General features: G+C 50.0%; 46 protein-coding genes. 7 read left to right on the forward strand and 39 right to left on the reverse strand.

The features are described from left to right. The first annotated feature begins 203 nt into the window (after nt 1-203). Nucleotides 204-758, forward strand: a complete 555-nt coding sequence (locus tag FDX24_RS20705; protein WP_137364873.1) for a gamma carbonic anhydrase family protein — start codon at nt 204-206, stop codon at nt 756-758. Here the strand turns inward: FDX24_RS20705 and FDX24_RS20710 are convergent. From FDX24_RS20710 to dprA, 6 genes are read right to left on the reverse strand one after another with little or no spacing between them, the layout of a single operon-like run. Continuing rightward, entirely contained in the window at nt 734-991 is a 258-nt protein-coding gene (locus FDX24_RS20710) for a DUF1488 domain-containing protein (protein WP_061068716.1), read from the reverse strand. The two genes, FDX24_RS20705 and FDX24_RS20710, sit on opposite strands and share 25 nt — an antisense overlap. Continuing rightward, complete coding sequence (aroE, locus tag FDX24_RS20715; RefSeq protein ID WP_048213514.1) at nt 988-1,809, reverse strand: shikimate dehydrogenase; 822 nt, start codon at nt 1,807-1,809, stop codon at nt 988-990. The genes FDX24_RS20710 and aroE overlap by 4 nt, the downstream gene beginning before the upstream one ends. A 1-nt stretch (nt 1,810) precedes the next feature. Next, nucleotides 1,811-2,383, reverse strand: coding sequence for an L-threonylcarbamoyladenylate synthase type 1 TsaC (gene tsaC, locus FDX24_RS20720; RefSeq protein ID WP_048213515.1), 573 nt, complete (start codon nt 2,381-2,383; stop codon nt 1,811-1,813). 4 nt (nt 2,384-2,387) lie between these two features. Further along, on the reverse strand, nt 2,388-2,930 hold the full coding sequence (locus tag FDX24_RS20725; RefSeq protein WP_101743186.1) for a type I DNA topoisomerase: 543 nt from the start codon (nt 2,928-2,930) through the stop codon (nt 2,388-2,390). Nucleotides 2,931-2,956: 26 nt separating this feature from the next. After that, nucleotides 2,957-3,430 carry a DUF494 family protein Smg gene (gene smg, locus FDX24_RS20730; RefSeq protein WP_005134083.1) on the reverse strand — a complete coding sequence of 158 codons (474 nt, stop codon included), beginning with the start codon at nt 3,428-3,430 and terminating at the stop codon, nt 2,957-2,959. Then, a complete protein-coding gene (gene dprA / locus FDX24_RS20735) occupies nt 3,402-4,526 on the reverse strand; it encodes a DNA-protecting protein DprA (RefSeq protein WP_048213517.1) in 1,125 nt (374 codons plus the stop codon). The genes smg and dprA overlap by 29 nt, the downstream gene beginning before the upstream one ends. A 129-nt stretch (nt 4,527-4,655) precedes the next feature. On the opposite strand from dprA, the gene def reads away from it, so the two are divergent. From def to mscL, 5 genes are all read left to right on the forward strand, one after another. After that, nucleotides 4,656-5,165: a peptide deformylase gene (gene def / locus FDX24_RS20740; protein ID WP_040232019.1), complete on the forward strand. Its 510-nt coding sequence runs from the start codon at nt 4,656-4,658 to the stop codon at nt 5,163-5,165. Nucleotides 5,166-5,179: 14 nt separating this feature from the next. After that, entirely contained in the window at nt 5,180-6,127 is a 948-nt protein-coding gene (fmt, locus tag FDX24_RS20745; RefSeq protein ID WP_061068718.1) for a methionyl-tRNA formyltransferase, read from the forward strand. A 53-nt stretch (nt 6,128-6,180) separates the two neighbouring features. Next, a complete protein-coding gene (rsmB, locus tag FDX24_RS20750; protein ID WP_137364874.1) occupies nt 6,181-7,470 on the forward strand; it encodes a 16S rRNA (cytosine(967)-C(5))-methyltransferase RsmB in 1,290 nt (429 codons plus the stop codon). A gap of 21 nt (nt 7,471-7,491) precedes the next feature. Then, a complete protein-coding gene (gene trkA, locus FDX24_RS20755; RefSeq protein WP_003031153.1) occupies nt 7,492-8,868 on the forward strand; it encodes a Trk system potassium transporter TrkA in 1,377 nt (458 codons plus the stop codon). Nucleotides 8,869-9,009: 141 nt separating this feature from the next. Then, nucleotides 9,010-9,423, forward strand: coding sequence for a large-conductance mechanosensitive channel protein MscL (gene mscL / locus FDX24_RS20760; RefSeq protein ID WP_003031152.1), 414 nt, complete (start codon nt 9,010-9,012; stop codon nt 9,421-9,423). Here mscL and arfA read toward each other — a convergent pair. The 31 genes from arfA to rpsJ all read right to left on the reverse strand — a co-directional run bounded on the left by arfA (nt 9,420) and on the right by rpsJ (nt 24,257). Next, a complete protein-coding gene (gene arfA / locus FDX24_RS20765) occupies nt 9,420-9,638 on the reverse strand; it encodes an alternative ribosome-rescue factor ArfA (RefSeq protein WP_048213520.1) in 219 nt (72 codons plus the stop codon). The genes mscL and arfA overlap by 4 nt on opposite strands. A gap of 57 nt (nt 9,639-9,695) precedes the next feature. Next, nucleotides 9,696-10,121, reverse strand: a complete 426-nt coding sequence (gene zntR, locus FDX24_RS20770; RefSeq protein WP_048213521.1) for a Zn(2+)-responsive transcriptional regulator — start codon at nt 10,119-10,121, stop codon at nt 9,696-9,698. Nucleotides 10,122-10,131: 10 nt separating this feature from the next. Beyond that, nucleotides 10,132-10,500 carry a DUF1992 domain-containing protein gene (locus FDX24_RS20775; RefSeq protein ID WP_137364875.1) on the reverse strand — a complete coding sequence of 123 codons (369 nt, stop codon included), beginning with the start codon at nt 10,498-10,500 and terminating at the stop codon, nt 10,132-10,134. A gap of 107 nt (nt 10,501-10,607) precedes the next feature. Beyond that, nucleotides 10,608-10,991 (reverse strand): 50S ribosomal protein L17, encoded by a 384-nt coding sequence (gene rplQ, locus FDX24_RS20780; protein WP_001216370.1) that lies wholly within the window; start codon nt 10,989-10,991, stop codon nt 10,608-10,610. 40 nt (nt 10,992-11,031) lie between these two features. Then, nucleotides 11,032-12,021 carry a DNA-directed RNA polymerase subunit alpha gene (gene rpoA / locus FDX24_RS20785; protein ID WP_003031139.1) on the reverse strand — a complete coding sequence of 330 codons (990 nt, stop codon included), beginning with the start codon at nt 12,019-12,021 and terminating at the stop codon, nt 11,032-11,034. Nucleotides 12,022-12,046: 25 nt separating this feature from the next. Beyond that, complete coding sequence (rpsD, locus tag FDX24_RS20790; protein ID WP_003031138.1) at nt 12,047-12,667, reverse strand: 30S ribosomal protein S4; 621 nt, start codon at nt 12,665-12,667, stop codon at nt 12,047-12,049. Between the two features lie 33 nt (nt 12,668-12,700). Then, nucleotides 12,701-13,090: a 30S ribosomal protein S11 gene (gene rpsK, locus FDX24_RS20795; protein ID WP_003031137.1), complete on the reverse strand. Its 390-nt coding sequence runs from the start codon at nt 13,088-13,090 to the stop codon at nt 12,701-12,703. Nucleotides 13,091-13,106: 16 nt separating this feature from the next. Then, nucleotides 13,107-13,463, reverse strand: coding sequence for a 30S ribosomal protein S13 (gene rpsM, locus FDX24_RS20800; RefSeq protein ID WP_003031135.1), 357 nt, complete (start codon nt 13,461-13,463; stop codon nt 13,107-13,109). A 146-nt stretch (nt 13,464-13,609) separates the two neighbouring features. Then, nucleotides 13,610-13,726, reverse strand: coding sequence for a 50S ribosomal protein L36 (rpmJ, locus tag FDX24_RS20805; protein ID WP_000868187.1), 117 nt, complete (start codon nt 13,724-13,726; stop codon nt 13,610-13,612). A 30-nt stretch (nt 13,727-13,756) separates the two neighbouring features. Beyond that, complete coding sequence (gene secY, locus FDX24_RS20810; protein ID WP_001118864.1) at nt 13,757-15,088, reverse strand: preprotein translocase subunit SecY; 1,332 nt, start codon at nt 15,086-15,088, stop codon at nt 13,757-13,759. A gap of 7 nt (nt 15,089-15,095) precedes the next feature. Continuing rightward, nucleotides 15,096-15,530 (reverse strand): 50S ribosomal protein L15, encoded by a 435-nt coding sequence (gene rplO / locus FDX24_RS20815; RefSeq protein ID WP_003031132.1) that lies wholly within the window; start codon nt 15,528-15,530, stop codon nt 15,096-15,098. 3 nt (nt 15,531-15,533) lie between these two features. Further along, on the reverse strand, nt 15,534-15,713 hold the full coding sequence (rpmD, locus tag FDX24_RS20820; protein ID WP_001140434.1) for a 50S ribosomal protein L30: 180 nt from the start codon (nt 15,711-15,713) through the stop codon (nt 15,534-15,536). A gap of 3 nt (nt 15,714-15,716) precedes the next feature. Beyond that, nucleotides 15,717-16,220 (reverse strand): 30S ribosomal protein S5, encoded by a 504-nt coding sequence (gene rpsE, locus FDX24_RS20825; RefSeq protein WP_003031131.1) that lies wholly within the window; start codon nt 16,218-16,220, stop codon nt 15,717-15,719. Between the two features lie 14 nt (nt 16,221-16,234). Further along, complete coding sequence (rplR, locus tag FDX24_RS20830) at nt 16,235-16,588, reverse strand: 50S ribosomal protein L18 (protein ID WP_038158510.1); 354 nt, start codon at nt 16,586-16,588, stop codon at nt 16,235-16,237. A 9-nt stretch (nt 16,589-16,597) separates the two neighbouring features. After that, a complete protein-coding gene (rplF, locus tag FDX24_RS20835) occupies nt 16,598-17,131 on the reverse strand; it encodes a 50S ribosomal protein L6 (RefSeq protein WP_048213523.1) in 534 nt (177 codons plus the stop codon). 12 nt (nt 17,132-17,143) lie between these two features. Next, a complete protein-coding gene (gene rpsH, locus FDX24_RS20840; RefSeq protein ID WP_003031127.1) occupies nt 17,144-17,536 on the reverse strand; it encodes a 30S ribosomal protein S8 in 393 nt (130 codons plus the stop codon). A gap of 30 nt (nt 17,537-17,566) precedes the next feature. Next, nucleotides 17,567-17,872, reverse strand: a complete 306-nt coding sequence (rpsN, locus tag FDX24_RS20845) for a 30S ribosomal protein S14 (RefSeq protein WP_003031125.1) — start codon at nt 17,870-17,872, stop codon at nt 17,567-17,569. 14 nt (nt 17,873-17,886) lie between these two features. Then, a complete protein-coding gene (gene rplE / locus FDX24_RS20850) occupies nt 17,887-18,426 on the reverse strand; it encodes a 50S ribosomal protein L5 (RefSeq protein ID WP_003031123.1) in 540 nt (179 codons plus the stop codon). Between the two features lie 14 nt (nt 18,427-18,440). Continuing rightward, a complete protein-coding gene (gene rplX / locus FDX24_RS20855; RefSeq protein ID WP_003031122.1) occupies nt 18,441-18,755 on the reverse strand; it encodes a 50S ribosomal protein L24 in 315 nt (104 codons plus the stop codon). A gap of 10 nt (nt 18,756-18,765) precedes the next feature. After that, complete coding sequence (gene rplN / locus FDX24_RS20860; protein WP_000613954.1) at nt 18,766-19,137, reverse strand: 50S ribosomal protein L14; 372 nt, start codon at nt 19,135-19,137, stop codon at nt 18,766-18,768. A gap of 163 nt (nt 19,138-19,300) precedes the next feature. Continuing rightward, nucleotides 19,301-19,555 carry a 30S ribosomal protein S17 gene (rpsQ, locus tag FDX24_RS20865; protein WP_003031120.1) on the reverse strand — a complete coding sequence of 85 codons (255 nt, stop codon included), beginning with the start codon at nt 19,553-19,555 and terminating at the stop codon, nt 19,301-19,303. Continuing rightward, nucleotides 19,555-19,746, reverse strand: coding sequence for a 50S ribosomal protein L29 (rpmC, locus tag FDX24_RS20870; protein ID WP_000644742.1), 192 nt, complete (start codon nt 19,744-19,746; stop codon nt 19,555-19,557). Before rpmC ends, rpsQ begins: the two co-directional genes overlap by 1 nt. Then, nucleotides 19,746-20,156, reverse strand: a complete 411-nt coding sequence (gene rplP / locus FDX24_RS20875) for a 50S ribosomal protein L16 (RefSeq protein WP_000941208.1) — start codon at nt 20,154-20,156, stop codon at nt 19,746-19,748. The genes rpmC and rplP overlap by 1 nt, the downstream gene beginning before the upstream one ends. A 12-nt stretch (nt 20,157-20,168) precedes the next feature. Next, the gene (gene rpsC / locus FDX24_RS20880; protein ID WP_000529945.1) at nt 20,169-20,870 is read right to left on the reverse strand and encodes a 30S ribosomal protein S3; all 702 of its coding nucleotides are present in this window, start codon (nt 20,868-20,870) and stop codon (nt 20,169-20,171) included. Between the two features lie 17 nt (nt 20,871-20,887). Next, on the reverse strand, nt 20,888-21,220 hold the full coding sequence (gene rplV, locus FDX24_RS20885) for a 50S ribosomal protein L22 (RefSeq protein WP_000448832.1): 333 nt from the start codon (nt 21,218-21,220) through the stop codon (nt 20,888-20,890). 14 nt (nt 21,221-21,234) lie between these two features. Further along, nucleotides 21,235-21,513: a 30S ribosomal protein S19 gene (rpsS, locus tag FDX24_RS20890; protein WP_001138115.1), complete on the reverse strand. Its 279-nt coding sequence runs from the start codon at nt 21,511-21,513 to the stop codon at nt 21,235-21,237. A 16-nt stretch (nt 21,514-21,529) separates the two neighbouring features. Continuing rightward, entirely contained in the window at nt 21,530-22,351 is an 822-nt protein-coding gene (rplB, locus tag FDX24_RS20895) for a 50S ribosomal protein L2 (protein WP_000301869.1), read from the reverse strand. 17 nt (nt 22,352-22,368) lie between these two features. Further along, nucleotides 22,369-22,671, reverse strand: a complete 303-nt coding sequence (rplW, locus tag FDX24_RS20900; RefSeq protein WP_000617546.1) for a 50S ribosomal protein L23 — start codon at nt 22,669-22,671, stop codon at nt 22,369-22,371. Continuing rightward, a complete protein-coding gene (gene rplD, locus FDX24_RS20905) occupies nt 22,668-23,273 on the reverse strand; it encodes a 50S ribosomal protein L4 (RefSeq protein ID WP_003031119.1) in 606 nt (201 codons plus the stop codon). Before rplD ends, rplW begins: the two co-directional genes overlap by 4 nt. A gap of 10 nt (nt 23,274-23,283) precedes the next feature. Continuing rightward, nucleotides 23,284-23,913 carry a 50S ribosomal protein L3 gene (gene rplC / locus FDX24_RS20910; protein ID WP_003031117.1) on the reverse strand — a complete coding sequence of 210 codons (630 nt, stop codon included), beginning with the start codon at nt 23,911-23,913 and terminating at the stop codon, nt 23,284-23,286. A 32-nt stretch (nt 23,914-23,945) separates the two neighbouring features. Beyond that, nucleotides 23,946-24,257 (reverse strand): 30S ribosomal protein S10, encoded by a 312-nt coding sequence (gene rpsJ, locus FDX24_RS20915; RefSeq protein ID WP_001181005.1) that lies wholly within the window; start codon nt 24,255-24,257, stop codon nt 23,946-23,948. Nucleotides 24,258-24,637: 380 nt separating this feature from the next. Here rpsJ and FDX24_RS20920 point away from each other — a divergent pair, with 380 nt between their 5' ends. Beyond that, complete coding sequence (locus FDX24_RS20920; RefSeq protein ID WP_048213524.1) at nt 24,638-25,105, forward strand: A24 family peptidase; 468 nt, start codon at nt 24,638-24,640, stop codon at nt 25,103-25,105. Here the strand turns inward: FDX24_RS20920 and bfr are convergent. After that, nucleotides 25,102-25,578: a bacterioferritin gene (gene bfr, locus FDX24_RS20925; protein ID WP_040232010.1), complete on the reverse strand. Its 477-nt coding sequence runs from the start codon at nt 25,576-25,578 to the stop codon at nt 25,102-25,104. The two genes, FDX24_RS20920 and bfr, sit on opposite strands and share 4 nt — an antisense overlap. A gap of 71 nt (nt 25,579-25,649) precedes the next feature. Next, nucleotides 25,650-25,844, reverse strand: a complete 195-nt coding sequence (gene bfd / locus FDX24_RS20930; protein WP_003031111.1) for a bacterioferritin-associated ferredoxin — start codon at nt 25,842-25,844, stop codon at nt 25,650-25,652. Nucleotides 25,845-26,076 lie beyond the last annotated feature (232 nt).

Raw genomic sequence — 26,076 nt, forward strand, 5'->3', positions numbered from 1 at the left:
CCGCCGTGTCGATGGAGGCGCATTATAGGGATCCCATTTTTTAGCACAAGTGTTTTTTGGATCTTTTTTGCCGAATGCTTGTTTTTCACTCCTTTCGCTACATTCCTGTGCAATTTGGCTGATTTTTGATAGCTAAACCACTTGCACAGTCTCAATAATCCAACCAAAGTCTTCATTACCGCCCTATTTTCATTGAGGTAAACATGTCTGATGTACTGCGTCCTTATAAGGATCTTTTCCCACAGATCGGCAAACGCGTCATGATCGATAGTAGTAGTGTTGTCATTGGCGATGCTCGTCTGGCTGATGATGTCGGGATTTGGCCACTGGTTGCGATTCGTGGCGATGTGAACTACGTACAGATTGGCGCCCGTACAAACATCCAGGACGGCAGCGTTCTCCATGTCACGCATAAATCCACGTCTAATCCGCAGGGTAATCCACTGATCGTGGGTGAGGACGTTACGGTTGGTCATAAAGTCATGCTACACGGTTGCATCATTGGCAACCGCGTTTTAGTCGGTATGGGATCGATTCTGCTGGATGGCGTAGTCGTAGAAGACGACGTTATGATTGGGGCTGGGAGCCTGGTTCCACAAAACAAACGCCTGGAAAGCGGATATCTGTATCTGGGAAGCCCGGTTAAACAAATCCGCCCACTAACTGATGAAGAGAAAGCAGGCCTACAGTATTCTGCTGACCACTACGTGAAGTGGAAAGATGAGTATTTAGGTCAGGATAACCAGACCCAACCTTGAGAATCTTCCTGCTGGGCCTGGATCAATGCTTCAGCCTCTTCTTCCAGATCCCAGCGATATTCGCGAAAAGTTTCAAGCCACTGTTCAGGCGTGTCGCCGCCAAAGCGATGCGCCAGCGTCTCTCCTTTTATGGCACATTTTAGCTGCATACCATGAACCATCGCCGGGAAGACGACGGAATTAATATCCGCCACCCACTCTTCCCTATCAGGGAATTGAATCGCCTGATTCATGCAGAAAGTTCCTGTTGCAGTGTTTTAATCACAGGCTCAATCTTCGGTAGTACACCATGCCAGAGCAAAACAGCATGTGCCGCTTGCCCCACCAGCATTCCCAAACCATCAGCACAATGTTTTGCACCATGCGATACGCACCAGGAAAGGAACGGAGTATTCCCCTTTTGATAGAACATGTCGTAGCAATAAACCGAAGAATGAATAAGCGATGCAGGAATGGCTGGAACATCACCGCTAATACCACTGGACGTTGCGTTGATGATCAGATCGAAGGTGTAATTATCCAGCTCATCCAATCCTACCGCCTGAACGCTGCCGGTATGGGAGAAGATCTGCGCCAATTCTTCAGCACGTGAGGCGGTGCGATTAACAATAGTCACCGCGCAATCCATAGACAGGAGAGGCAGCAACACGCCACGGGACGCTCCACCAGCCCCAATCAACAGGATACGAGACCCGGGATGAATGAAAGACAAACGCTCAAGATCGCTAAGCAGGCCGATACCATCGGTGTTATCACCCAGTAAACGCCCATCCTCCAGCCGTTTTAGAGTATTGACCGCCCCAGCCAGCGATGCCCGCTCTGTTAGTTCATCAGCACGCGCAAAAGCCTCTTCTTTAAAAGGAACGGTAACATTAGCCCCTTTCCCCCCATCAGCAAAAAAGGCATTGAGCGTATTCACAAAGTTATTGATCGGCGCCAACACCCGACCATAAGAGTGATCAATCTTCAGCTGCTCTGCAAATTGCTGATGAATAAAAGGCGATTTGCTGTGTGCTACCGGATTACCAAAAACAGCATAGGCTTCTTTCATATTACCCCTGTCGAAACTGTTCACCCGTCAAAGCATCTCTGATTTCCGAGGGATTCAAACGTCCGCCGGTATTACCTTCAACCACTGGAAAATCTTCCCCGAACTGCGCTCGTACTTCCTCTACCGTTCTGCAGGGTGCCAGTCCACTCAGATTGGCACTGGTAGAAACTAATGGCTTGCCATAAGCCTGGCACAATGCAACCACCAGCGGGTGATCCGTGACGCGCACGGCGAGCGAATCAAAACGACCGGTTAGCCAACGCGGCGTTGTCGCAGGAGCCGGGAAAACGAAAGTGACAGGGCCAGGCCAGCGAGCGAAAACTGCTTCACGTTGAGCATCGGTGAGCATACTGTCATCAATATACGGTTTGAGTTGATCAAAGCTTGCTGCAATCAAAATCAAACCTTTATCAATTGGACGTTGTTTGAGTTCCAACAGACGCATTACCGCCGTTTCGCTGTCAGGATTGCAACCGACACCAAAAACGGCTTCTGTTGGATAAGCGATGACATTTTCTTGTTGCAGAACCTCTATCGCGGCAGCGATGGGGTCCGTAGGCAGGTTTTTATTCACTTTTTTATTCCGCCGGGATCGGCTTTCCACATTGTTTACTGGCACAGAAATGCTTCGCACCCTGCGCGGTTTTCTTTTCGATGAGTAGCGGATAGTGGCACTCTGGACACTCTCCCGCTAACGGTTTGAAGTTAATGACAAACTGACACTCCGGATAGCGATCGCAGGAGTAGAAGGTTTTGCCATAACGTGAACGCCGCTGAACCAAATGGCCCGTCTGGCATTGGGGGCACACTATTGCGGTTTCATCAGGCTTATCGATAAGCTCAGTGTGATCGCAGGCAGGGTAATCACTGCACCCAATAAACATACCGAATCGTCCCTGCCTCAGCACCAGTTCAGCGCCACATGCAGGGCAGAATTTACCCTCCAGAACTTTGACTATATGTCCGTCCGCAGATGATTTCAGCGGACGGACATAATCGCATTCTGGATAGTGTGAGCAACCAAGAAACGGGCCGTGTTTCCCGGAACGAATAACCAGTTCAGCCCCACATTGTGGGCAGGGCTCGTTTTTACGCACCGTAAACAGTGCTGATTTAGCCATAACAACTCATACTGAATGAAGATTGATTAATGCAGCATACCTTCATTCACTTCAAAGAGTAATTCTTCCATTTGCTGATAGGCATTTTCGCAGCCTGGAATGTTGAACAGAACCATCAGGATCACCCACTTCAGGTCTTCCAGATCAAACTCAGCCGTATCCAGCGCAAGTACGCGCTCTATCACCATTTCTCGCGTTTCGAGGTTTAGCACCTGAATCTGCTCCAGGAATAGCAGGAACCCCCGACAGCTCGCATCCAGCCGATCGCACTCTTCTGCAGTATAAATACGTACAGAAAGGGGATCTGATGCAAGCTGCATAGGTTCTGCAAGGCCGTCCTGATAATCAGCAAGCTTTTCCAGCCACAGTAACGCGTTGTAGATGTCTTCACGATCAAAACCAGCGTCGGTAAGATCCCGTTCCAGTTTGTCCTGATCCACCCGCAGCTCAGCTTCGTTATGGATATATGTCTCAAACAAATACATTAGTACGTCGAACATGGCTTGCCCTCCTCAATCGGACATAGCCGCCGGGTACAGCTGCGATCCATCCTGCTAACTCCAGTTCGAGCAGTTGAGCCACTACCTCTGGCACAGGTTGGCCGGCACGTTCAGCGACGACGTCAACAGGTGTTACCTCATCTCCTACGTTAGCCAGGAGCTCTGAAAATGGCAATGCCACCTCTTCGTGATCCGGCGAATAAATTGATTTTTCAGGCTCATCTGGCAGCCATTGCAGCCCATATTGCAAACTTTCCAGTATTTCCTCTGGTGCCGTCACAAGCATGGCTCCCTGCTGAATGAGCCAATGGGGACCTTCACTTCCCGGACTCCCTATCGGTCCAGGCAAAGCAAAAACCTCCCGTCCTTGTTCCAGCGCACAGCGTGCAGTGACTAATGAGCCACTACGCTGTGCCGCTTCAACAACCAGTACTCCCTTACTTAGACCACTAATAATGCGATTTCGTCGGGGAAAATTACGCGGTAAAGGGAGCATATCCAAAGGAAACTCGGACACCAGAGCACCTCCGGCCTCTATCAAACTTTCGGCAAGACGAACATGTCGCCGTGGATATATAGTTTCCAAACCATTTCCCAGTACCGCAATACTGGCCCCGTGTGTGTTTATCGCTGCAGTATGCGCCACACCGTCAATCCCTTTAGCCAGTCCGCTAGTGATCGTCACACCACATGCTGAAAGCTTTTCGCAGAACAACCGCGCCCATCGTTCGCCATACCAGGAGTACTGCCGACTGCCGACAACAGCAACTTGAAATGAGTGAAGACACTCAGGGCGGCCAGCAATGAAAAGTACGCCAGGGTAATCCTCAATAGCACGCAGCTGCGGCGGAAAATACTTGCTGTCGGCAAAAACCAGATGATGATGGGGTAACTCAAGCCAACGCAGCGTTTTTTCCAGTGACTGTTCAGAAAAGGCCAGAAAACGTTCGACCTGGCGAGGAGTGAACCCTGCATGCCGAAGTACCGTATTGTTAATACTCGGTTGAGCGATAAGCCAGCGAGCAGTGCGCACCATCTCATCACCATACAGTTCATTCACTTGTGCTAAACGTAACCAAATCTCAATATGGGTCATCCCTGTTCCCCTGCCACAAGCAGTCCTGGCAATCTTTGCGATTGGTCACTGATGCTGTCAATCAGAGCGGGTTTTGTCTAGAATAGAGGTAATAATCTTTCCAATTCCTGAACACAACTCTGGATAACTATGTCAGTTTTGCAAGTGTTACATATTCCGGACGAGCGTCTTCGCAAAGTCGCAAAGCCGGTTGAAGAAGTGAATGCAGAAATTCAGCGTATCGTTGATGATATGTTCGAAACGATGTACGCCGAAGAAGGTATCGGTCTGGCCGCAACACAGGTCGATATTCATCAGCGCATCATTGTTATTGATGTCTCTGAAAACCGTGACGAGCGTCTGGTACTCATTAACCCAGAGCTGCTGGAAAAAGACGGTGAAACGGGCATTGAAGAAGGCTGCCTGTCTATTCCTGAACAACGTGCATTAGTACCGCGCGCTGAAAAAGTAAAAATTCGTGCGCTCGATCGCGACGGTAAGCCTTTTGAACTGGAGGCCGATGGCCTGTTGGCTATCTGCATCCAACATGAAATGGATCACCTGGTCGGTAAACTGTTTATCGATTATCTGTCTCCGTTGAAGCAACAACGTATTCGTCAGAAAGTTGAAAAACTCGACCGCCTGAACGCCCGAGCTTAAGGACAAGAATCAACGTGTCAGACTCACTACGTATTATTTTTGCGGGCACACCTGACTTTGCAGCGCGTCATCTCGACGCGCTGTTGTCTTCTGGACATAACGTCGTTGGGGTGTTTACCCAACCGGACCGCCCTGCGGGACGTGGTAAAAAGCTGATGCCCAGCCCGGTAAAAGTGCTGGCGGAAGAAAAAGGGATACCCGTTTTCCAACCTGTATCTCTTCGTCCCCAGGAAAACCAACAACTGGTTTCTGATCTGCACGCTGATGTAATGGTGGTGGTGGCATATGGCCTGATTCTGCCAAAAGCCGTACTGGACATGCCGCGTCTGGGTTGCATCAACGTTCATGGTTCTCTGCTTCCACGCTGGCGTGGGGCCGCACCGATCCAGCGTTCATTGTGGGCAGGCGACACCGAAACAGGTGTAACCATCATGCAGATGGATGTCGGTCTGGACACCGGAGATATGCTGCATAAGCTGTCGTGCCCAATTACGGCAGAAGATACCAGCGGTTCGTTATACGACAAGCTGGCAGATTTAGGGCCGCAGGGGCTGATTGAAACGCTAAAACAGCTGGCTGCTGGCACCATAAAACCAGTGGTACAAGATGAATCTCTGGTGACACATGCAGAAAAACTCAGCAAAGAAGAGGCACGTATCGACTGGTCGCTTTCGGCCACTCAGTTGGAACGCTGTATCCGCGCCTTTAACCCGTGGCCAATGAGCTGGCTTGAAATCGAAGGTCAGCCAGTGAAAGTCTGGAAAGCTTCTGTTATTGCTGTGAACACACAGTCTGCACCAGGCACCATCCTCGAGGCGACAAAGCAGGGCATCCAGGTCGCAACAGGCGACGGCATCCTGAATCTCATCGCTTTACAGCCTGCCGGTAAGAAAGCGATGAGCGCACAGGATCTGCTCAATTCGCGTCGGGAGTGGTTTGTGCCCGGGAATCGTCTGATCTGACGGTTCATCTCTTTTAAAGCCCGGAGCCTCCGGGCATTTTTATTTTTGCGCTTATGAAAAAACATCTTAATTTACGCAGTATGGCGGCCCAGGCTGTCGAACAGGTTGTCGAAAAGGGCCAATCGTTGAGTAACGTACTGCCCGCCATGCAGCAAAAAGTAGCCGACAAAGATAAGGCGCTGTTGCAGGAACTTTGCTTCGGCGTATTACGCACGCTCTCCCAACTGGAGTGGATGATCCAGCAGCTGATGGAACGTCCAATGACGGGCAAACAGCGCACCGTTCACTATCTGATCATGGTGGGCTTCTACCAGCTACTGCATACCCGTATTCCACCGCACGCTGCGCTGGCTGAGACTGTCGAAGGTGCGGTTGTCATAAAGCGTCCGCAGCTTAAAGGGTTGATCAACGGCGTGTTGCGCCAGTTTCAGCGTCGTCAGGATGAACTGCTGGCCGAGTTCGCGCAAAGCGATTTACGTTTCTTACACCCTTCCTGGCTGGTGAAACGTATTAAGGCCGCTTATCCGCAGCAGTGGGAAGCTATTCTTGAAGCCAATAATCAGCGACCACCGATGTGGCTGCGTGTCAATCGTAACCACCATACGCGCGACGCCTGGCTGGACCTGCTTAGCGAAGCAGGATTAACCGGCTTCCCACATCCGGATTATCCGGATGCAGTGCGTCTGGAAACGCCGGCTCCTGTACACGCCCTCCCAGGCTTTGATGAAGGCTGGGTAACCGTCCAGGATGCTTCAGCTCAAGGATGTGTAACTTATCTGTTGCCGGAGAACGGTGAACAGATCCTCGACCTGTGCTGCGCGCCGGGCGGTAAAACGACGCACATTCTGGAAGTTGCTCCGCAAGCTAACGTGATGGCCGTCGATGTCGATGAGAAACGCTTATCGCGCGTTTACGACAATCTGAAACGCCTCGGCATGAAGGCAACCGTAAAACAGGGTGATGGTCGATATCCACAACAATGGTGTGGCGAACAACAGTTTGACCGTATTTTGCTGGATGCTCCGTGTTCTGCCACCGGGGTGATTCGTCGCCATCCGGATATCAAATGGCTGCGCCGCGACCGGGATATTGCCGAACTTGCCCAATTGCAGGCCGAGATCCTGAATGCAACCTGGTTACATCTTAAACCTGGCGGCACGCTGGTTTATGCAACGTGCTCTATCCTGCCAGAAGAAAACCAGCAGCAAATTACCGCCTTCCTGGCACGCACGCCGGATGCGGTATTAAGCGAAACCGGTACGCCGGAAAAACCCGGACGTCAGAATTTACCAAGTGCGGAAGATGGCGATGGCTTCTTTTACGCTAAGCTAATCAAAAAGTGATGAGATAACGGGTCGCGACTGATGAAAATTATCATTCTGGGCGCAGGGCAAGTTGGCGGTACGCTGGCTGAAAACCTGGTCGGAGAAAACAACGATATCACGGTAGTCGATACCAATGGTGAACGCCTGCGCAGCCTGCAGGACAAGTTTGATCTCCGCGTCGTGCAAGGGCACGGTTCACATCCTCGCGTACTGCGTGAAGCTGGGGCCGACGATGCCGATATGCTGGTTGCCGTAACCAGCTCAGATGAAACAAATATGGTTGCCTGCCAGGTAGCTTATTCACTGTTTAATACGCCTAATCGCATCGCCCGTATTCGTTCACCGGATTATGTTCGTGATGCGGACAAGCTATTCCAATCCGATGCGGTACCTATCGATCACCTGATTGCGCCGGAGCAACTGGTTATCGATAGCATTTATCGACTGATTGAATATCCGGGTGCATTACAGGTAGTCAATTTTGCCGAAGGTAAAGTCAGTCTGGCAGTAGTAAAAGCCTATTACGGCGGACCATTGATCGGCAATGCACTGTCGACAATGCGCGAACATATGCCACACATCGATACCCGCGTTGCGGCGATTTTCCGTCATGATCGACCAATCCGTCCACAAGGTTCTACGATCGTTGAAGCGGGTGATGAAGTGTTCTTTATTGCGGCATCACAGCATATTCGCGCCGTAATGAGTGAACTGCAGCGTCTGGAAAAACCCTACAAGCGTATTATGTTAGTGGGTGGCGGTAATATCGGTGCTGGTCTGGCCCGACGTCTGGAAAAAGATTACAGCGTCAAACTGATCGAGCGCAATCAGCAACGGGCATCCGAGCTTGCGGAGAAATTGCAAAATACGATCGTCTTTTTCGGTGATGCCTCGGATCAAGAGCTGCTGGCTGAAGAACATATTGATCAAGTTGATCTGTTTATCGCAGTGACCAACGATGATGAAGCGAATATCATGTCGGCGATGCTTGCCAAACGGATGGGTGCCAAGAAAGTGATGGTGTTAATCCAACGCAGAGCATACGTCGATCTGGTGCAAGGTAGCGTGATCGATATTGCTATTTCACCGCAGCAGGCGACCATCTCCGCGCTGCTCAGTCACGTACGTAAAGCTGACATTGTCGGCGTTTCTTCACTACGCCGTGGCGTCGCGGAAGCCATTGAAGCCGTCGCACACGGGGATGAAACAACATCTCGGGTTGTGGGACGCTCAATTGATGAAATTAAACTTCCACCCGGTACCATTATTGGTGCGGTAGTGCGAGGTAACGACGTGATGATAGCCAATGACAACCTGCGTATTGAGCAGGGTGATCACGTTATCATGTTCCTGACAGACAAAAAGTTTATTACTGACGTCGAGCGACTATTCCAGCCAAGTCCTTTCTTCCTGTAATAATTTGGGCGCGAATACAGCGCCCTTTTTATTTCCCTTTATATTTCATGGTCTAATAAATTTTCCTTTCGGCAATACATAAATGGAAATTGCCTAAACATTTGTTAAACTTATAAACGTCAGCTGCATAGGGAGAATAAAATGAGCATTATTAAAGAGTTTCGCGAATTCGCGATGCGCGGGAATGTTGTCGATTTGGCAGTGGGTGTCATTATTGGTGCGGCATTCGGTAAGATTGTTTCATCGCTGGTTGCCGATATCATCATGCCGCCACTGGGGTTGTTAATTGGTGGGATCGATTTTAAACAGTTTGCTTTGACATTACGCGATGCGCAGGGAGACATCCCGGCTGTCGTTATGCATTACGGTGTATTTATTCAGAACGTATTTGATTTCATTATTGTGGCGTTTGCTATCTTTATGGCAATCAAACTGATCAACAAACTGAATCGTAAAAAAGCGGAAGAGCCGGCTGCACCGCCAGCTCCCTCGAAAGAAGAAGTATTGCTGAGTGAAATTCGTGACCTGCTGAAAGAACAAAATAACCGTTCTTAAGCACTCACTGAAACCAGAAGGCCAGTGGTAAAAAAGTGATTCACTTTCTTGCCACTGGCCTCCCAGTTACCCCGATTGCCATGTTTACCTTTACGCAGATAACTACCTTTACCTTTTTTATTCTTCTCAACGCGCTGTCTGAACAGTGGGTCATGCAGAAGCGCCTCAATGGCGTTGTCTTTTATCTGCCCTTTGGTGTGCTGATAACGACTCATAATATCTCCAGTTTGTAGTAATTTACGCCGCGAGTGTAGACCCGGCAGTTCAAGAAATCAACAGCCTGATATTGTTCCACTGGCGCCTTGCTCAAGAGCTTCAAGAATAGAGCAGTACACGCTGCTATGTGCCTTGCCGCAGCATGCATCATTCAATCGCTGCAGAGACCGCTGCATCGTCTGAAGTTCGGCAATACGTGCTTCGACTTCTTGCAGTCTTTCCTGGACGATCCCTTTTGATTCCTGACAGGTATGGTGTTCGGGATCAACACGGATCGAAAGCAATTCTCGGATCGACTCCAGAGTGAAACCAAGCTGGCGGGCATAACGAATAAACTTCAGGCGCTGAAGATCGCTTTCTGTATAGAGGCGAAATCCGCCTTCAGTACGCACTTCATGCTCCATCATCTGCTGCTTTTCATAGTAGCGGATAGTATCTGGCGTCACGTCAGCCAGTTTCGCTATTTCACCAATTCGGTACATGCTCTCTCCGCTATTCATCGTTGATCTTTTTTAGCAGCTTATCTGCGTAGTCACCGCGCAAAAACTCGGTGCTGAGTCCAGCCTGCCGAAGTTTAAGTTCCAGCAGCGACAGTCTTCGGCTCACCTCCGGATAACTTGGATCATCTTTGCGGATCCCCGCGAGTATTTCAAGCAGCTGTATTGCTTCTCTGCGTTGCTCGAGCTCAGGAGGGAGGCAACCTGCATTTTTTAATAAACGGTATCCGGCTCGCAGTTCAGGCGGGACATGGGAGTCATCGTCAAGAGTCAGCGGTTCGCCCGTTCCCGGTAAATCATCAAACTCGCCTTTAGCTTGTGCATCAATAATATGGCGCTCTGCCCACTGGTCCAGTAACCACATACAACACTCCAGGGGATGAACAAAAAGAGTACAGATATTGTAGATAAGTGGGGATATGACGGATATAAAAAAACCCGCCGAGGCGGGTTTTTTTACGTTACTACAGATTACTCTGCAGCAGCTTCTGTTTTCTCTGAACGATCAACCAGCTCGATGTATGCCATCGGCGCGTTGTCGCCTGCACGGAAGCCACACTTCAGAATGCGAGTGTAACCACCGGCGCGGCTCGCGAAACGCGGGCCCAGTTCGTTAAACAGTTTTGCCACGATCTCGTTATCACGAGTGCGGGCGAATGCCAGACGACGATTAGCTACGCTATCAGTCTTGGCAAGAGTAATCAGCGGCTCAACTACGCGACGCAGCTCTTTCGCTTTCGGCAGAGTCGTCTTGATGATTTCATGACGAACCAGTGAACCTGCCATATTGCGGAACATAGCCTGGCGATGGCTGCTGTTGCGGTTCAGTTGACGACCACTCTTACGATGGCGCATGACCTTATCCTTCTCAGTAAAACCTTAACCTGTGATCCGGTTACTCGTCAGCGATGCTTGCCGGTGGCCAGTTTTCCAGGCGCATGCCCAGAGACAGTCCACGGGAAGCCAGCACGTCTTTAATCTCGGTAAGAGATTTTTTACCAAGGTTAGGCGTCTTAAGAAGCTCAACCTCAGTACGCTGTACCAGATCACCGATATAGTGGATAGCTTCTGCTTTGAGGCAGTTAGCAGAGCGGACAGTCAATTCCAGATCGTCAACAGGGCGCAGCAGGATCGGATCGAATTCTGGTTTCTCTTCTTTAACTTCCGGCTGACGTACATCACGTAAATCAACGAAAGCTTCCAGTTGTTCAGCCAGAATGGTCGCCGCACGACGAATCGCCTCTTCAGGATCGATTGTGCCGTTGGTTTCCATTTCGATGACCAGCTTGTCCAGGTCGGTACGCTGTTCTACACGCGCTGCTTCAACATTGTAGGCAATACGCTCTACAGGGCTGTAGCATGCGTCGACCAGCAGACGGCCGATTGGGCGCTCATCTTCTTCCGAATGAATTCGGGTAGAAGCCGGCACATAACCACGACCGCGCTGAACTTTGATACGCATGCTAATAGATGCATTCTCATCGGTCAGGTGGCAGATCACGTGCTGTGGCTTGACGATTTCGACATCCCCATCATGGGTAATGTCGGCTGCAGTCACAGGGCCAATGCCAGATTTATTCAAGGTAAGAATAACGTCATCTTTACCCTGAACTCTCACCGCCAGCCCTTTCAGGTTGAGCAGGATTTCCAGGATATCTTCCTGAACGCCTTCTTTGGTGCTGTACTCATGTAGTACACCATCAATCTCAACCTCGGTCACCGCGCAACCCGGCATCGATGAGAGCAGAATACGGCGCAGTGCGTTACCCAAAGTATGGCCAAAGCCACGCTCTAAAGGCTCAAGGGTCACCTTGGCGTGCGTCGAACTCACTTGCTCGATATCTACCAGGCGCGGTTTTAGAAACTCTGTCACAGAACCCTGCATTGTGTCCTCTCTTTGGTACTAAGCTTTACTTGGAGTAAAGCTCGACGATCAGGTGTTCGTTAATGTCCGCAGACAGATCAGAACGCTCCGGCTTACGCTTGAACGTACCTTCCATCTTGCCAGCATCAACTTCCAGCCAGGTTGGCTTTTCACGCTGCTCAGCCAGCTCCAGAGCGGCTTTCACGCGAGACTGCTTCTTCGCTTTCTCACGAATGCTAACAACGTCATTCGGACTAACCTGATAAGAAGCGATGTTAACAACACGACCGTTTACCATAATTGCTTTATGGCTGACCAGCTGACGTGCTTCTGCACGAGTGGCACCGAAGCCCATACGGTATACAACGTTGTCCAGACGACCTTCCAGCAGACCCAACAGGTTTTCACCGGTGTTGCCTTTCAGACGCGCTGCTTCTTTGTAGTAGTTACGGAACTGACGCTCCAGCACACCGTAGATACGGCGAACTTTTTGCTTTTCACGCAACTGCACACCATAGTCAGACAGACGCGGTTTACGCGCACCGTGCTGGCCAGGAGCTTGTTCAATTTTACACTTGGTATCGATCGCGCGAACGCCAGACTTAAGGAATAAGTCAGTGCCCTCACGACGGCTCAGCTTGAGCTTAGGACCCAAATATCTTGCCATTTTCTTTCTCCAACAATCCTAGAAACGACAGCGTTATACGCGACGTTTTTTCGGCGGACGACAACCGTTATGAGGGATCGGAGTCACATCAGTAATATTAGTGATGCGGAAACCAGCGGCGTTCAGAGCACGAACAGTAGATTCGCGACCTGGACCCGGTCCTTTGACCATAACTTCCAGATTCTTGATACCGTATTCTTTTACGGCTTCAGCGCAACGCTCTGCTGCAACCTGAGCTGCAAACGGAGTGGATTTGCGAGAACCACGGAAACCGGAACCACCGGCTGTTGCCCAACCCAGTGCGTTACCCTGACGATCAGTAATGGTAACGATGGTGTTGTTAAAAGAAGCATGGATATGAGCCACGCCGTCAGAGACTTGTTTTCTTACACGTTTACGTGCACGAATTGGTGCCTTTGCCATTATTCAATCACCCCGATTATTTCTTGATCGGTTTGCGCGGACCCTTACGGGTACGTGCGTTGGTCTTGGTACGCTGACCGCGAACCGGGAGACCACGACGATGACGCAAACCGCGATAGCAACCAAGATCCATAAGGCGCTTGATGCTCATGCTAACTTCACGGCGCAGATCACCTTCAACGACAAATTTGGCAACTTCGTCACGCAGCGTGTCGATTTGTTCTTCAGACAGCTCACTGATCTTAACATCTTCAGCGATACCCGCGGCAGCCAGAATGGCTTTAGAACGGGTCTTGCCGACGCCGTAGATCGAAGTTAATGCGATCACAGCATGTTTCTGATCAGGAATGTTAATGCCTGCTATACGGGCCACTATGCACTCCTACTATTTAATATGTACGCACCATGCTGAAAAGCCCGTTTTCAGGATACTCAAATGGAAACGCACAGACATACAAAAGATTGGCTGGCTAATCTAGCCAGCTCAACCCAACTTTGCAAGAAAAATATGCGAATAAATCAGCCTTGGCGCTGTTTATGCTTCGGCTCGGCACTGCAAATCACACGGATGACACCATCACGCTTAACGATTTTGCAGTTACGGCATAATTTCTTGACGGAAGCACGAACTTTCATTTTTACTCTCCGTAACTTCTCGGGCGACTGTTAACGGCCGTAGCCTTTCAGATTCGCCTTCTTCAATGCAGACTCGTACTGACTTGACATCATCAGAGTTTGCACTTGAGCCATAAAGTCCATAATCACGACAACAACGATAAGCAGTGAGGTCCCACCGAAGTAGAACGGTACTTTCATTGCATCACGCATGAACTCCGGGATCAGGCAGATAAAGGTAATGTAGAGCGCACCAACCAGAGTCAGGCGGGTCATTACTTTATCGATATACTTCGCCGTTTGCTCTCCCGGACGAATTCCTGGTACAAATGCACCGGACTTCTTCAGGTTATCTGCTGTTTCACGCGGGTTGAAAACCAACGCCGTGTAGAAGAAACAGAAGAATATGATTGCAGACGCATAGAGTAACACATAAAGCGGTTGCCCAGGCTGCAAATACAGCGAAATTGTTGTCAGCCAGTTCCAACCAGTCCCGCCCCCGAACCATGACGCGATGGTTGCCGGGAACAGAATAATACTGGAAGCGAAGATTGCCGGGATTACCCCCGCCATATTCACTTTCAGCGGTAAATGTGTGCTCTGTGCAGCATAGACACGACGACCTTGCTGACGTTTCGCGTAGTTTACCACAATGCGGCGTTGACCACGCTCAACAAATACAACAAAGAACGTCACTGCGAATACTAATACTGCAACCAACAGCAACACGAGGAAGTGCAGGTCGCCTTGACGCGCTTGCTCGATAGTATGGGCAATGGCTGGCGGGAGTCCCGCGACAATACCGGCGAAGATAATGATTGAGATACCGTTGCCGATACCACGTTCAGTAATCTGTTCACCCAACCACATCAGGAACATCGTCCCTGTAACCAGACTTACAACAGCGGTGAAATAGAATGCAAAGCCTGGGTTCATCACCAGGCCCTGCATACCAGGCATATTCGGCAGACCGGTAGCAATACCGATCGACTGGAATATAGCCAGCACCAGAGTACCGTAACGGGTGTACTGGCTGATCTTACGACGACCAGACTCCCCTTCTTTCTTAATTTCTGCCAGCGTTGGATGAACCACCGTCAGCAGCTGGATAATGATCGACGCCGAAATATACGGCATGATCCCCAGAGCAAAGATAGAAGCACGGCTGAGTGCACCACCAGAGAACATGTTAAACATTTCAATGATGGTGCCTCGCTGTTGCTCAAGCAGTTTGGCAAGTACAGCGGCATCAATACCAGGGATCGGAATGAAAGAGCCAATACGGAACACAATCAGCGCGCCGATTACAAACAGCAGTCTGCGTTTCAGCTCGCCTAAGCCACCTTTGGCACTTTGAAAATCTAATCCCGGTTGTTTAGCCATCTGCTACTTATTCCTCGATTTTACCGCCAGCAGCTTCGATAGCAGCACGAGCGCCTTTAGTAACACGCAGGCCACGAACAGTTACCGGAGTAGTGACTTCACCAGCCAGGATCACTTTCGCGAACTCGATCTGGATACCGATAATGTTGGCTGCTTTCAGCGTGTTCAGGTCTACAACACCGCCTTCAACTTTAGCCAGGTCAGACAGACGAACCTCGGCTGTAATCGCTGCTTTACGTGAAGTGAAGCCGAATTTCGGCAGACGACGGTACAGAGGCATCTGACCACCCTCGAAACCGCGACGTACGCCACCGCCAGAACGAGACTTCTGACCTTTGTGACCACGACCACCGGTTTTACCGAGGCCAGAACCGATACCACGACCCAGGCGGCGAGCCGCTTTTTTAGAGCCTTCGGCCGGAGACAGAGTATTTAAACGCATCTCTTACTCCTCAACTTTAACCATGAAGGAAACCGCGTTGACCATACCACGAACAGCAGGAGTATCCTCGCGCTCTACGGTGTGACCAATACGACGCAGACCCAGGCCAAGCAGCGTTGCCTTGTGTTTCGGCAGACGACCGATTGCACTGCGGGTTTGAGTAATTTTAATAGTCTTTGCCATGGTTTATTTCCCCAGAATTTCTTCAACGGATTTACCACGCTTGGCAGCGACCATTTCCGGAGATTTCATATTTTCCAGACCATCGATAGTTGCACGAACCACGTTAATCGGGTTAGTGGAACCATACGCTTTAGCCAGAACGTTACGAACTCCAGCGACTTCCAGAACGGCGCGCATTGCACCACCGGCGATGATACCGGTACCTTCGGAAGCCGGCTGCATGAAGACACGAGAACCCGTGTGAGTACCCTTAACCGGGTGCTGCAGGGTGCCGTGGTTCAGCGCGACGTTAATCATATTGCGACGGGCTTTTTCCATCGCTTTCTGGATCGCTGCTGGAACTTCACGCGCTTTACCGTAACCAAAACCAACGCGACCGTTACCATCACCAACTACAGTCAGAGCTGTGAAGGAGAAAATACGACCACCTTTAACGGTTTTAGATACGCGGTTAACCGCGATCAGCTTTTCCTGCAGTTCGCCAGCTTGTTTTTCGATGTGAGCCATCTTACACCTCTACCTTAGAACTGAAGGCCAGCTTCACGGGCAGCATCTGCCAGTGCCTGGACACGACCATGATATTGGAACCCGGAACGGTCAAAGGATACATCTTTGATGCCTTTTTCCAGAGCGCGTTCAGCAACAGCTTTACCTACAGCTGCAGCAGCGTCTTTGTTACCGGTGTACTTCAATTGTTCAGCGATAGCTTTTTCTACAGTAGAAGCAGCTACCAGAACTTCAGAACCGTTCGATGCAATTACCTGTGCGTAAATATGACGCGGGGTACGATGTACCACCAGGCGAGTTGCACCCAGCTCCTGGAGCTTGCGGCGTGCGCGGGTCGCACGACGGATACGAGCAGATTTCTTATCCATAGTGTTACCTTACTTCTTCTTAGCCTCTTTGGTACGCACGACTTCGTCGGCGTAACGAACACCCTTGCCTTTATAAGGCTCAGGACGACGGTAGGCGCGCAGATCTGCTGCAACCTGACCGATCAGCTGTTTATCAGCGCCTTTCAGCACGATCTCAGTCTGAGTCGGACATTCTGCAGTGATTCCCGCAGGCAGCTGATGGTCAACTGGGTGAGAGAAACCTAAAGCCAGGTTTACTACATTCCCTTTAACCGCTGCACGATAACCTACACCAACCAGCTGAAGCTTCTTAGTGAAGCCTTCGGTAACACCGACAACCATTGAGTTCAGCAGGGCACGCGCGGTACCGGCCTGAGCCCATCCATCTGCGTAACCATCACGCGGACCGAAGGTCAGTGCATTATCTGCATGATTTACTGCAACAGCATCGTTGAGAGTACGAGTCAGCTCGCCGTTTTTACCTTTGATCGTAATAACCTGACCGTTGATTTTTACATCAACGCCGGCAGGAATAACGACCGGTGCTTTAGCAACACGAGACATTTTTTCCTCCGATTAGGCTACGTAGCAGATAATTTCGCCACCAAGACCAGCCTGGCGCGCTGCACGATCAGTCATAACACCTTTAGAGGTAGAAACAACTGCGATACCCATGCCAGCCATAACTTTCGGCAGCTCGTCTTTACGCTTATAAATGCGCAGACCTGGGCGACTGACACGCTGAATGCTTTCTACAACAGCTTTACCCTGGAAATACTTGAGAGTAAGTTCCAGTTCCGGCTTGGTGTCGCCTTCAACTTTAAAATCTTCAATAAAACCTTCTTCCTTCAGCACGTTGGCAATTGCCACTTTCAGCTTGGAGGAAGGCATGGTGACCGCAGCTTTATTCGCGGCCTGACCGTTACGGATACGGGTCAGCATATCCGCGATCGGATCTTGCATGCTCATCTGTCTTTACTCCCGTGATTCAATTGGTAATTACCAGCTAGCCTTTTTCAAGCCTGGTACTTCACCGCGCATGGCGGCTTCACGCAGTTTGATACGGCTCAACCCGAACTTGCCCACATAGCCATGCGGACGACCTGTTTGACGGCAGCGGTTACGCTGACGGGACGGGCTGGAATCACGCGGCAGAGACTGCAGCTTGAGAACTGCGTTCCAACGATCTTCGTCGGTCGCGTTCACATCAGAGATAATAGCTTTCAGTTCAGCGCGTTTTGCGAAGTACTTATCAGCTAAAGCTACGCGCTTTACTTCGCGTGCTTTCATTGATTGCTTAGCCATTCAGTAACCCTACCTTACTTGCGGAACGGGAAGTCAAAGGCAGCCAGCAGAGCACGGCCTTCTTCGTCAGATTTCGCAGTAGTGGTAATGGTAATATCCAAACCACGCACGCGGTCGACTTTATCGTAGTCGATTTCTGGGAAGATGATCTGCTCACGGACACCCATGCTGTAGTTACCACGACCGTCGAAAGACTTAGCGGACAAGCCACGGAAGTCACGGATACGTGGAACAGCAATAGTGATCAGGCGCTCAAAGAACTCCCACATGCGTTCGCCACGCAGAGTTACTTTACAGCCGATCGGATAGCCCTGACGGATTTTGAAGCCTGCAACAGATTTGCGTGCTTTGGTGATCAGCGGTTTTTGACCGGAGATTGCTGTCAGGTCAGCTGCTGCGTTATCCAGCAGTTTCTTGTCAGCGATCGCTTCACCAACACCCATGTTCAGGGTGATCTTCTCGACCCGAGGGACTTGCATGACAGAATTGTAGTTAAACTCAGTCATGAGTTTAGCGACTACTTCGTCTTTGTAGTAATCATGCAGTTTCGCCATCGTACTACTCCAAATTACTTGATAGTTTCGCTGTTAGATTTAAAGAAACGGACTTTTTTGCCGTCTTCGAATCTAAAGCCTACACGGTCAGCCTTGCCGGTTGCCGCGTTGAAGATAGCAAGGTTAGAGATCTGAATAGCTGCTTCTTTCTCTACGATGCCGCCTGGTTGGTTCAGGGCCGGAACCGGCTTCTGATGTTTCTTAACCAGGTTGATACCTTCAACAATGACCTTGCCGGAAGACAGGACATTCTTAACTTTACCGCGTTTACCTTTATCTTTACCGGTTAACACGATAACTTCGTCATCACGACGGATCTTCGCTGCCATGATTCGCTCCTTAGAGTACTTCTGGTGCCAGAGAGATAATTTTCATGAACTTCTCGTTACGAAGTTCACGAGTTACCGGCCCAAAAATACGCGTACCGATAGGTTGCTCGCTGTTATTGTTTAAAATAACGCATGCATTTCCATCGAAGCGAATGACAGAACCGTCCGGGCGACGAACACCCTTCTTGGTGCGCACCACTACCGCCTTCAGCACATCACCTTTTTTGACCTTACCACGCGGAATTGCTTCCTTGATGGTGATCTTGATGATATCGCCGACGCCTGCGTAGCGACGGTGCGAGCCACCCAGAACCTTGATACACATTACGCGACGTGCACCGGAGTTGTCGGCGACGTTCAGCATAGTCTGTTCTTGGATCATTTTAGTGCTCCGCTAATGTCAACTACTACTGAGACCCGAAAATCAGGTCGTTAAAAAAGCCCCATATCGGGGGCGCGGCATTATAACACCGCTTCAACGATATGGGTAGAAAAAATAAACGGCTCATCGCTGAGCCGTTTATTCGTTGAGAATGCCTACTGTATTACAGAACGGCTTTCTCTACAACGCGAACCAGCGTCCAGGACTTAGTCTTGGACAGCGGACGGCATTCGCGGATTTCAACCACGTCACCAGTACCGCATTCGTTGTTCTCGTCATGTACGTGCAGTTTGGTCGTACGCTTAATGAATTTACCGTAGATCGGGTGTTTCACAAAACGTTCGATAGCAACAACGATGGATTTCTCCATTTTATCGCTAACAACGCGACCTTGCAGAGTACGGATTTTATCGGTCATTACGCACCCGCCTTCTCAGTCAGTAAAGTCTTAACGCGTGCGACGTCACGACGCACTTGCTTCAACAGGTGAGACTGTTGCAGCTGGCCACTTGCAGCCTGCATACGCAGGTTGAACTGCTCACGCAGCAGATTCAGCAGCTCGGTGTTCAGCTCTTCAACACTCTTCTCACGCAGCTCTTTTGCTTTCATTACATCACCGTCTTAGTTACAAAGGTGGTTTTAATCGGCAGTTTCGCTGCTGCCAGCTTGAATGCTTCACGGGCCAGCTCTTCCGGTACGCCGTCCATTTCATACAGGACTTTACCCGGCTGAATCAAGGCAACCCAATACTCCACGTTACCTTTACCTTTACCCATACGCACTGCCAGCGGCTTTTCAGTGATCGGTTTGTCCGGGAATACACGGATCCAGATCTTACCTTGACGCTTAACTGCACGGGTCATAGCACGACGTGCTGCTTCGATCTGACGGGCAGTCAGACGACCACGGCCAACAGCTTTCAGACCGAAGCTGCCGAAGCTAACATCCGCGCCAGCAGCCAGACCGCGGTTACGGCCTTTGTGCATTTTACGGAATTTTGTACGCTTTGGTTGTAACATCAGCGACGCTCCTTATTTACGGCCTTTACGCTGCTGCTTTTTAGGTTGAGCAGCCGGTTTTTCCGGTTGTTCAACAGCAGCCATACCACCCAGGATCTCGCCTTTGAAGATCCACACTTTAACGCCGATTACACCGTAAGTGGTGTGCGCTTCAGAGGTGTTGTAGTCGATGTCAGCACGCAGAGTGTGCAGAGGTACGCGACCTTCGCGGTACCATTCGGTACGTGCGATTTCCGCGCCGCCCAGACGGCCGCTAACTTCAACTTTGATACCTTTAGCGCCCAGACGCATTGCGTTCTGTACAGCACGCTTCATAGCACGACGGAACATAACACGACGTTCCAGCTGAGAAGTGATGCTGTCAGCAACCAATTTTGCGTCCAGTTCAGGCTTACGCACTTCGGCGATATTGATCTGAGCAGGAACGCCAGCAATATCCGCTACGACTTTGCGCAGTTTTTCTACGTCTTCGCCTTTCTTACCGATAACGATACCCGGCCGAGCGGTGTGAATGGTCACACGGATGCTCTTAGCCGGACGCTCGATAACGATACGAGATACAGACGCTTTAGCCAGTTCCTTAGTCAGGTACTGACGTACTTTAAAATCGCTGTCCAGGTTGTCAGCGAATTCTTTGGTGTTCGCAAACCAGGTTGAGTTCCATGGTTTTACAATACCCAGGCGAATACCATTAGGATGTACTTTCTGACCCATTGCTAGTCTCCAGAGTCTCAGCGATCGGACACAACCACAGTAATGTGGCTGGTGCGCTTCAGGATGCGATCTGCACGACCTTTTGCACGCGGCATAATGCGCTTCATGCTCGGGCCTTCGTCTACGAAAATTTTCGTAACTTTCAGATCGTCAATGTCAGCGCCATCGTTGTGTTCAGCGTTAGCAATGGCAGATTCCAGGACTTTCTTAACCAGTACAGCCGCTTTCTTATTGGTGTAGGTCAGAATATCCAGAGCCTGCGACACTTTCTTACCGCGAATCAGGTCTGCAACAAGGCGAACCTTCTGAGCAGAAGAACGAGCATGGCGATGTTGAGCTAAAGTTTCCATCTCTTCCTCCTACCTTATTTCTTCTTCGCTTTTTTATCAGCAGCGTGGCCGCGATAAGTACGAGTCGGTGCGAATTCACCCAGTTTGTGACCGACCATTTCGTCGGAAACAAATACCGGAACGTGCTGACGACCATTATGGACAGCGATGGTCAAACCGATCATGTTAGGAAAGATCGTTGAACGACGGGACCAAGTGCGCAGGGGCTTCTTGTCTCCGCTTTCCACCGCTTTCTCTACCTTCTTCAGCAAGTGCAGGTCAATAAAAGGACCTTTCTTGAGAGAACGTGGCATGGCTTATCCTCTAAAATTATTTGCTACGGCGACGTACGATGAATTTATCAGTACGCTTGTTGCTGCGGGTCTTCTTACCTTTGGTCTGAACGCCCCACGGAGTTACCGGGTGCTTACCAAAGTTACGACCTTCACCACCACCATGTGGGTGGTCGACTGGGTTCATCGCAGTACCGCGAACGGTAGGACGAACACCACGCCAGCGTGCAGCACCTGCTTTACCCAGAACGCGCAGCATATGCTCAGCATTGCCAACTTCGCCCAGAGTTGCACGGCAGTCTGCTTCGACTTTACGCATTTCACCAGAACGCAGACGCAGGGTGACATAAGCACCATCACGAGCAACGATCTGAACGTAAGTACCAGCGGAACGTGCCAGCTGACCGCCTTTACCTGGTTTCATTTCTACGTTATGAACGGTAGAACCAACCGGGATATTGCGCATCGGCAGGGTGTTACCTGCTTTGATTGCAGCATCAACGCCAGACTGAATCTGGTCGCCAGCTTTCAGGCCTTTAGGGGCCAGGATGTAACGGCGTTCACCGTCTTTGTACAGAACCAGCGCGATGTTCGCGGAGCGGTTCGGATCGTACTCAAGACGTTCAACAACTGCCGGGATACCGTCTTTGTTGCGTTTGAAGTCAACAATACGATAAGCCTGCTTGTGACCACCACCGATGTGACGAGTGGTGATACGGCCATTGTTGTTACGACCACCGGATTTGCTGTTTTTTTCAACCAGCGGAGCAAAAGGTTTGCCCTTGTGCAGCTCTGGGTTGACCACTTTAACAACGTGGCGACGACCCGGAGATGTCGGTTTACATTTAACAACTGCCATTGTATTACTCCTCCGACTTACTCAGCGCCGCCGACGAAGTCCAGATTCTGGCCTTCCTTCAGGGTGACGTAAGCTTTTTTCCAGTCGCTACGACGACCGATACGCTGTCCGTGACGTTTAACTTTCCCTTTAACTACCAGGGTGTTAACGACTTCGACTTCGACTTCAAACAGTTTCTGCACAGCAGCTTTGATTTCTGCTTTGGTCGCGTCTTTAGCAACTTTGAGAACGATGGTGTTAGTTTTTTCCATCGCAGTAGACGCTTTTTCAGAAACGTGCGGTGCGCGCAGCACTTTCAGCAGACGTTCTTCACGAATCATGCCAGCATCTCCTCAACTTGCTTAACAGCATCAGCAGTCATTACGACTTTGTCGAAGGCGATCAGGCTAACCGGGTCGATACCAGTTGCATCGCGTACGTCAACCTTGTGCAGGTTGCGCGCAGCCAGGAACAGGTTTTCGTCCAGCTCACCGGTGATGATCAGCACATCTTCCAGAGCCATGTCTTTCAGTTTCTGTGCCAGCAGCTTAGTTTTAGGCGCTTCTACAGAGAATGATTCGACAACGATCAGACGATCCTGACGTACCAGTTCGGACAGAATGCTTTTCAGCGCGCCGCGGTACATCTTTTTGTTAACTTTTTGACTGTGGTCCTGTGGACGAGCAGCGAAGGTCACGCCACCTGAACGCCAGATCGGGCTCTTGATAGAACCTGAACGCGCACGGCCGGTACCTTTCTGGCGCCACGGCTTTTTGCCTGAACCAGTTACTTCAGCACGAGTCTTCTGAGCACGAGTACCCTGACGAGCACCAGCTGCATAAGCAACAACAACCTGGTGAACCAGCGCTTCGTTGAAATCACGACCGAAGGTAGTTTCGGAAACAGTCAGCGCGCTCTGCGCGTCTTTCAATACTAATTCCATTGCTATCCCCTTACGCCTTCACAGCTGGTTTAACGATCAGGTCGCAACCGGTCGCACCCGGAACACCACCTTTAACCAGCAGCAGGTTGCGCTCAGCGTCAACACGTACTACGTCCAGGCTCTGAACGGTTACACGTTCGTTGCCCAGCTGACCTGCCATTTTCTTGCCTTTGAACACTTTGCCCGGAGTCTGGTTCTGACCGATAGAACCCGGAACGCGGTGAGACAAGGAGTTACCGTGAGTAGCGTCCTGGGTACGGAAGTTCCAGCGCTTAACGGTACCAGCGAAACCTTTACCTTTAGAGGTACCGGTTACGTCAACTTTTTTAACGTCAGCAAACAGTTCAACGCTAATGTTCTGACCAACGGTGTATTCTTCACCATCTGCCAGACGGAACTCCCACAGGCCGCGGCCAGCTTCTACGCCAGCTTTAGCAAAGTGGCCAGCTTCCGGCTTAGTTACGCGGTTAGCTTTTTTAGCACCGGTGGTAACCTGAACAGCGCGATAGCCATCGTTAGCCAGATCTTTAACCTGAGTAACGCGGTTTGCTTCAACTTCGATAACGGTTACTGGGATAGATACGCCATCTTCAGTGAAGATGCGGGTCATACCCACTTTTTTACCGACTAAACCAATCATTGTATCAACCTCTCAATCGCTCGATGACCTGATTAACCCAGGCTGATCTGCACGTCTACACCGGCAGCCAGGTCCAGACGCATCAGAGCATCAACGGTTTTTTCAGTTGGCTCAACGATGTCAACCAGACGCTTGTGAGTACGGATCTCGTACTGATCACGCGCGTCTTTGTTGACGTGCGGGGAGATCAGAACGGTGAAACGCTCTTTGCGGGTCGGCAGCGGGATCGGACCACGAACCTGCGCACCAGTGCGCTTGGCAGTCTCGACGATTTCCGCGGTTGATTGATCGATCAGACGATGATCAAACGCTTTCAAACGGATACGGATTCTTTGGTTCTGCATGAGACCAGAGCTCCAATTATTTTATAGACGAAATAGTTACTCCTCAAACCCATTACGATTGATGGGAGAGTGTAACCGTTCTTACAGAGTTCCCCGATTGGGAACATTGTCTGGTATTGCTTTCGCAGTACCGGTGGCTCATATCGAACCGCTGTCAATATTAGACAAGCCCGCGCATTATACGTAAATCTCAGTCTTAAGCAAGTGCCGCGTAGAAATTAATCACTCTTACGCAGATGCGAGTGCTATTCCACTCTGATTGTATACGCTTTTACGCGGCGCAAATTCCCTGGAAAGACGTCAGCAAAATGGATATTCGGGCGTTGTGCAGTTAGCGCTACTTGCCTGATAGTTAGCTCTTTCTCGCACCGGATTGAGACATGAATACTGAACTTCCCTTTTTGCTGATTTATATCTCTCTATCCGGACTGCTTGGGGTTCAGGATTTGCGTACTGGCCTATTGCCCGACAAATTCACCTGCCCTCTTCTCTGGAGTGGTCTTCTTTTTCATCAATGTTGCAACCCCACACAGTTGTCCGATGCACTTTGGGGAGCCATTGCAGGGTATGGTGTATTTTCTCTGTTCTATTGGGGATACCGCCTGGCATGGCATCAAGAAGGATTAGGCTATGGAGACGTAAAATTTCTCGCCGCACTTGGCGCGTGGCATCGATGGGACTCATTACCTCTGTTGATCTTACTTGCCGCCGGGCTGGCTTGCTGCATGACAGGTGTAGCATTTATAACGCATGGAAAAAAGAAACTAAAAAACCCGCTGCCTTTTGGGCCATATCTGGCGGCTGCGGGTTTTGTTGTTGGCTGGCTAAATCTGATACAGGGCGGTTAGTCGCTGACCTTAATTTGCGATTGCAGATAGTTTTGCAATCCAAGTTTTCCAATCAGATCCAACTCCGTTTCGAGCCAATCGATATGCCCTTCTTCTTCGGTCAGGATCTCAATCATCATGTCCCGACTAACATAGTCATGAACGCTATCGGCGTAAGCAATGGCTTCGCGTAAATCTTTCGCACCATCAAGCTCGAGTCGAAGATCGGATTGCAGCATCTCTTCAACATCTTCACCAATCCCCAACTTACCTAGATCTTGTAAGTTTGGGAGACCTTCTAAGAATAAAATACGCTCAATATATTTATCAGCGTGTTTCATCTCATCTATTGATTCATGGTACTCAACATCATTGAGGCGAGTCAGTCCCCAGTTTTTAAACATACGGGCATGGAGAAAATACTGGTTGATTGCGACAAGCTCATTTCCCAATAGTTTATTGAGATAATTTATGATTTTAACATCACCTTTCATTTTATAGTCCCTCCGCTTCCACTCTTAGAGCGTAGATGGGGCTACAGGGATGTCAAAAAAAAGAGTGTGACTTAGGCGATCTCTTTAAATTCTGGCATTTGAGTTAATTCATCCTGCATGACTTCACGCGCAGCACGAATGCACTTACCGCACTGATTTCCAACAGGAATAAACTTACGTAATTGCTGAAAGGACTGAGGATGAAACTGGCGAACAGCCTGACGAATTTTTTTATCACTTATCGCATTACACAAACAAACGTACATGATCGCTCCCGTTCAATTTCTGCGCAAAGTGTAAATGAGAATAGTTATGATTACAATAGCACAACGCTATTTACGCGGCGGGAGAATGAATAAAAAATGCGAATAAATATGACAGCAACTAAATTGCAGGCAGCAAAAAGGGCGCCTAAGCGCCCTTTTTAAGCTCAAAGCTAATTAATCAATAATTAGCTCATTACTTTAGCAACAACGCCCGCACCTACAGTACGGCCGC

The sequence above is a fragment of the Citrobacter sp. wls716 genome (assembly GCF_005280975.1).
GTDB classification, from domain to species: Bacteria; Pseudomonadota; Gammaproteobacteria; order Enterobacterales; family Enterobacteriaceae; genus Citrobacter; species Citrobacter youngae.